Raw genomic sequence first — 714 nt, 5'->3', positions numbered from 1 at the left:
CTCTACCCTCTACCTTCTCTACCCTCTACTCCCCCCATAGATACTCCATAGATACTCCATAGATACTCCATGGATAAAGCATGCCATAGGCACTTCGGCACAAAGAGTTAAATACGGCAAAAACGGCAGAAAAGGAAATACGGGCAGAAAGCTCATAAAGGAACAGGAAACTGCAAATCAAAGTAAAAATGGAGCAATAATGAAGAACCATTCCTTTTCAGAAACAAAACCCCAAAGCGGCAACAATGACAGACAACCTCTGAGTTTTCCCGATAATTTAGCCTCAGATCCAAATCTGGATATATAAAACAGCGGCCGATGTTTTGCGCGCCCAGGACCGGATCTAAAATAAACAAATTGTCTAATCCGAGGACAAATAGATAATGTCCTCACAAAATTAAAAATCATGGCAAAATTAAAAAGCTTAATCAAGGTCGAAGGAACCCTGGACGACCTTACCTTTTACAAGGGCAGAGATGGGTATTTAGTACGCACCAAAGGGGGCGTCAGCAAATCACGAATTGCTAAAGATCCAGCATTCGCAAGAACCCGCGAAAATGGGTCAGAATTTGGATTGGCAGCATCCAGTGGTAGACTGCTGAGACGTTCCATCTTGGACCTGATGGTCGATGCAAAGGATAGTTTGGTAACTTCACGACTGACACGTGTGATGACATTGGTCAAAAACGAAGATGCCATCAGTCCGCGCGGCGA

1 pseudogene is annotated in these 714 nt (G+C 44.0%); it reads left to right on the top strand.

The window, feature by feature from the left end:
* Positions 1-406: 406 nt before the first annotated feature.
* Positions 407-714 (top strand): annotated as a pseudogene (locus J4051_RS18850) (hypothetical protein); the annotation flags it as partial.

Source organism: Gelidibacter pelagius, from assembly GCF_017581925.1.
Lineage (GTDB): Bacteria > Bacteroidota > Bacteroidia > Flavobacteriales > Flavobacteriaceae > Gelidibacter > Gelidibacter pelagius.
Note: the sequence above shows the minus strand (reverse complement) of the source record. Positions and strands in the feature narration are given on the sequence as shown.